This window comes from Nocardia sp. NPDC057455 (genome assembly GCF_042802775.1).
Lineage (GTDB): Bacteria > Actinomycetota > Actinomycetes > Mycobacteriales > Mycobacteriaceae > Nocardia.
The window spans coordinates 1-5,460 of the sequence record NZ_JBHVDM010000170.1 but is presented as its reverse complement, the minus strand read 5'-3'; the positions used below and the strand labels follow the sequence as shown (position 1 = coordinate 5,460).

Below are 5,460 nucleotides of genomic sequence, written 5' to 3'. Positions count from 1 at the left end.
TGTTCTTTGAGAACTCAATAGTGTGTCGATGAATGTCAGTGCCAAATGTTTTATTTGGTTCCGGTCTTTCACCCCCCGTGTGGAGGGTCGGACATTTTTTGTCAGCTTTTTGCTGGCGATTGTTTTGCTGGGTTTTCGGACTCTAGTTTTTGATCTGATTGCACCCTTTTGGGGGTGTGGTTGTGAGTCTTCAACGGAGAGTTTGATCCTGGCTCAGGACGAACGCTGGCGGCGTGCTTAACACATGCAAGTCGAGCGGTAAGGCCCTTCGGGGTACACGAGCGGCGAACGGGTGAGTAACACGTGGGTGATCTGCCTCGCACTTCGGGATAAGCCTGGGAAACTGGGTCTAATACCGGATATGACCTGCTGTCGCATGGCGGTGGGTGGAAAGATTTATCGGTGCGAGATGGGCCCGCGGCCTATCAGCTTGTTGGTGGGGTAATGGCCTACCAAGGCGACGACGGGTAGCCGGCCTGAGAGGGCGACCGGCCACACTGGGACTGAGACACGGCCCAGACTCCTACGGGAGGCAGCAGTGGGGAATATTGCACAATGGGCGAAAGCCTGATGCAGCGACGCCGCGTGAGGGATGACGGCCTTCGGGTTGTAAACCTCTTTCGACAGGGACGAAGCGTGAGTGACGGTACCTGTAGAAGAAGCACCGGCCAACTACGTGCCAGCAGCCGCGGTAATACGTAGGGTGCGAGCGTTGTCCGGAATTACTGGGCGTAAAGAGCTTGTAGGCGGTTTGTCGCGTCGTCTGTGAAAACTCACAGCTCAACTGTGAGCTTGCAGGCGATACGGGCAGACTTGAGTACTGCAGGGGAGACTGGAATTCCTGGTGTAGCGGTGAAATGCGCAGATATCAGGAGGAACACCGGTGGCGAAGGCGGGTCTCTGGGCAGTAACTGACGCTGAGAAGCGAAAGCGTGGGTAGCGAACAGGATTAGATACCCTGGTAGTCCACGCCGTAAACGGTGGGTACTAGGTGTGGGTTTCCTTCCACGGGATCCGTGCCGTAGCTAACGCATTAAGTACCCCGCCTGGGGAGTACGGCCGCAAGGCTAAAACTCAAAGGAATTGACGGGGGCCCGCACAAGCGGCGGAGCATGTGGATTAATTCGATGCAACGCGAAGAACCTTACCTGGGTTTGACATACACCGGAAACCTGCAGAGATGTAGGCCCCCTTGTGGTCGGTGTACAGGTGGTGCATGGCTGTCGTCAGCTCGTGTCGTGAGATGTTGGGTTAAGTCCCGCAACGAGCGCAACCCTTGTCCTGTGTTGCCAGCGCGTAATGGCGGGGACTCGCAGGAGACTGCCGGGGTCAACTCGGAGGAAGGTGGGGACGACGTCAAGTCATCATGCCCCTTATGTCCAGGGCTTCACACATGCTACAATGGCCGGTACAGAGGGCTGCGATACCGTGAGGTGGAGCGAATCCCTTAAAGCCGGTCTCAGTTCGGATCGGGGTCTGCAACTCGACCCCGTGAAGTTGGAGTCGCTAGTAATCGCAGATCAGCAACGCTGCGGTGAATACGTTCCCGGGCCTTGTACACACCGCCCGTCACGTCATGAAAGTCGGTAACACCCGAAGCCGGTGGCCTAACCCCTTGTGGGAGGGAGCCGTCGAAGGTGGGATCGGCGATTGGGACGAAGTCGTAACAAGGTAGCCGTACCGGAAGGTGCGGCTGGATCACCTCCTTTCTAAGGAGCACTTCTCCGCGACGCTTCACACAGGTGAATGTGGTTGTGGCAGAGACCATGTCGGACTCGAATGTAGTCCGGTGGAAGCTCATGGGTGGAACGCTGACAACTTCTCCGTGATCGACGACCGCTTTGTGTGGTTGTCGGTGGGGATATATCGACACACTGTTGGGTCCTGAAAGAACAGACGTTCTTTCCAGGCAATATGACGACAAGATTGGGGCGCGGTCATACCGGCTTCTGTGGGAGTGCTGGTGTCGCATCAGTTTCAGTCTTGTGTGTTGTTTGAGAACTGCACAGTGGACGCGAGCATCTTTGTTTGTAAGTGTTTAAGAGCGTTCGGTGGATGCCTTGGCACCAGGAGCCGATGAAGGACGTAGGAGGCTGCGATAAGCCTCGGGGAGCTGTCAACCGAGCTGAGATCCGAGGATTTCCGAATGGGGAAACCCGGCACGAGTGATGTCGTGTCACCCTCCGCTGAATATATAGGCGGTTGGGAGGGAACGTGGGGAAGTGAAACATCTCAGTACCCACAGGAAGAGAAAACAATTGTGATTCCGTGAGTAGTGGCGAGCGAAAGCGGATGAGGCTAAACCATGCGTGTGTGATAGCCGGCAGGTGTTGCATGTGTGGGGTAGTGGGGCCTACTTTCCTATCACTGCCGTGGTAGGCGACAGTCAGAAAAGTGCGTGTTAGTCGAAGTGGTCTGGAACGGCCTGTCGTAGAGGGTGAGAGTCCCGTAGACGAAAATGCGTGCTCTGTTGTAGTGGGTTCCCGAGTAGCAGCGGGCCCGTGAAATCTGCTGTGAATCTGCCGGGACCACCCGGTAAGCCTGAATACTCCCTGGTGACCGATAGCGGACTAGTACCGTGAGGGAAAGGTGAAAAGTACCCCGGGAGGGGAGTGAAATAGTACCTGAAACCGGACGCTTACAATCCGTCAGAGCCTTCCTTTCGGGGTGGGGTGATGGCGTGCCTTTTGAAGAATGAGCCTGCGAGTCATCGGTGTGTGGCGAGGTTAACCCGTGTGGGGTAGCCGTAGCGAAAGCGAGTCCGAATAGGGCGTTTGAGTCGCATGTCATGGACCCGAAGCGGAGTGATCTACCCATGGCCAGGGTGAAGCGACGGTAAGACGTCGTGGAGGCCCGAACCCACTTAGGTTGAAAACTGAGGGGATGAGCTGTGGGTAGGGGTGAAAGGCCAATCAAACTCCGTGATAGCTGGTTCTCCCCGAAATGCATTTAGGTGCAGCGTCACGTGTTTCACGCCGGAGGTAGAGCTACTGGATGGCCTAGGGGGCCCACAAGCTTACCGAAGTCAGCCAAACTCCGAATGCCGGTGTGTGAGAGCGTGGCAGTGAGACTGCGGGGGATAAGCTTCGTAGTCGAGAGGGAAACAGCCCAGATCGCCGGCTAAGGCCCCTAAGCGTGTACTAAGTGGAAAAGGATGTGGGGTCGCGAAGACAACCAGGAGGTTGGCTTAGAAGCAGCCACCCTTGAAAGAGTGCGTAATAGCTCACTGGTCAAGTGATCCTGCGCCGACAATGTAGCGGGGCTCAAGTACACCGCCGAAGCCGCGGCATTCCAGCATTATTCTGCTTTCGAGCCAGGAGCTGGGATGGGTAGGGGAGCGTCGTGCAGCCGTGGAAGCAGCAGTGTGAACTAGTTGTGGAGGCTGTGCGAGTGAGAATGCAGGCATGAGTAGCGAAAGACGAGTGAGAAACTCGTCCGCCGAATGACCAAGGGTTCCTGGGCCAGGTTAATCCGCCCAGGGTGAGTCGGGACCTAAGGCGAGGCCGACAGGCGTAGTCGATGGACAACGGGTTGATATTCCCGTACCCGTGTATCCGCGCCAAATGGTGAATCATCTGTGCTAATCGTCCTGAACCGGATGGACTTCCTTCGGGAAGCTGGAAGGGGATGCACGAGACCCTGGGTGTAGTAGTCAAGCGATGGGGTGACGCAGGAAGGTAGCTGGGCCAGGTGATGGAATACCTGGTGTAAGCGTGTAGGGCGTTGTGTAGGCAAATCCGCATGACATGTGCCTGAGACGTGATGCGTAGCCGATTGAGGCGAATTCAGTGATCCTATGCTGCCGAGAAAAGCCTCTAGTGAGTTGGTACACGGCCCGTACCCCAAACCGACACAGGTGGTCAGGTAGAGAATACCGAGGCGATCGAGAGAACTGTGGTTAAGGAACTCGGCAAAATGCCCCCGTAACTTCGGGAGAAGGGGGACCGCGTCTGGTGACGGGATTTACTCCTCGAGCTGGGTGTGGTCGCAGAGACCAGAGAGAAGCGACTGTTTACTAAAAACACAGGTCCGTGCGAAGTCGTAAGACGATGTATACGGACTGACGCCTGCCCGGTGCCGGAAGGTTAAGAGGACCGGTTAGCGCTTTCGGGCGCGAAGCTGAGAATTTAAGCCCCGGTAAACGGCGGTGGTAACTATAACCATCCTAAGGTAGCGAAATTCCTTGTCGGGTAAGTTCCGACCTGCACGAATGGCGTAACGACTTCTCTGCTGTCTCAACCACAGACTCGGCGAAATTGCATTACGAGTAAAGATGCTCGTTACGCGCGGCAGGACGAAAAGACCCCGGGACCTTCACTATAGCTTGGTATTGGTGTTCGGTACGGTTTGTGTAGGATAGGTGGGAGACTGTGAAGCGGGCACGCCAGTGTTCGTGGAGTCGTCGTTGAAATACCACTCTGGTCGTATTGGACTTCTAACCTCGGACCCTGATCGGGTTCAGGGACAGTGCCTGGTGGGTAGTTTAACTGGGGCGGTTGCCTCCTAAAATGTAACGGAGGCGCCCAAAGGTTCCCTCAGCCTGGTTGGCAATCAGGTGTCGAGTGCAAGTGCACAAGGGAGCTTGACTGTGAGACTGACAGGTCGAGCAGGGACGAAAGTCGGGACTAGTGATCCGGCACCGGCATGTGGAAGCGGTGTCGCTCAACGGATAAAAGGTACCCCGGGGATAACAGGCTGATCTTCCCCAAGAGTCCATATCGACGGGATGGTTTGGCACCTCGATGTCGGCTCGTCGCATCCTGGGGCTGGAGTAGGTCCCAAGGGTTGGGCTGTTCGCCCATTAAAGCGGCACGCGAGCTGGGTTTAGAACGTCGTGAGACAGTTCGGTCTCTATCCGCCGCGCGCGTCAGAAACTTGAGGAAGGCTGTCCCTAGTACGAGAGGACCGGGACGGACGAACCTCTGGTGTGCCAGTTGTCCTGCCAAGGGCACTGCTGGTTGGCTACGTTCGGAAGGGATAACCGCTGAAAGCATCTAAGCGGGAAGCCTGTTCCAAGATGAGGTTTCTCACCACCTTCGAGTGGTTAAGGCCCCCTACAGACCATGGGGTTGATAGGCCGGAACTGGAAGCACGGTAACGTGTGGAGGTGACCGGTACTAATCGGCCGAGGACTTACCAACAAAGGTTGCTACGCGTCCACTGTGCGGTATCTGAAACAACACACAGATACCCTCGCACCACCATCCATTCATTCATCTGTTCTTCGAGCTTGCGGGCTCGGTAGACGATGGAAGGGTGGCAGGTGTGAGGGGGTGTGGATAGTTTCATAGAGTTACGGCGGCCATAGCGGTAGGGAAACGCCCGGTCCCATTCCGAACCCGGAAGCTAAGCCTGCCAGCGCCGATGGTACTGCACTCGACAGGGTGTGGGAGAGTAGGACACCGCCGGAACATCCTTCACGAAAGGCCCTCGACAACAGTCGAGGGCCTTTCGTCGTTT

Annotated in this window: 3 rRNA genes; all 3 read left to right on the top strand. The window is 56.3% G+C overall.

The annotated features are described in order from the left end of the window. Positions 1-190 precede the first annotated feature (190 nt). Positions 191-1,709: ribosomal RNA gene (locus ACFU5M_RS33925) — 16S ribosomal RNA — on the top strand. 319 nt (positions 1,710-2,028) lie between these two features. After that, a 23S ribosomal RNA gene (locus ACFU5M_RS33920) occupies positions 2,029-5,141 on the top strand. Between the two features lie 153 nt (positions 5,142-5,294). Continuing rightward, a 5S ribosomal RNA gene (gene rrf, locus ACFU5M_RS33915) occupies positions 5,295-5,411 on the top strand. The 16S, 23S and 5S rRNA genes sit together here, the layout of an rRNA operon. Positions 5,412-5,460: the final 49 nt, after the last annotated feature.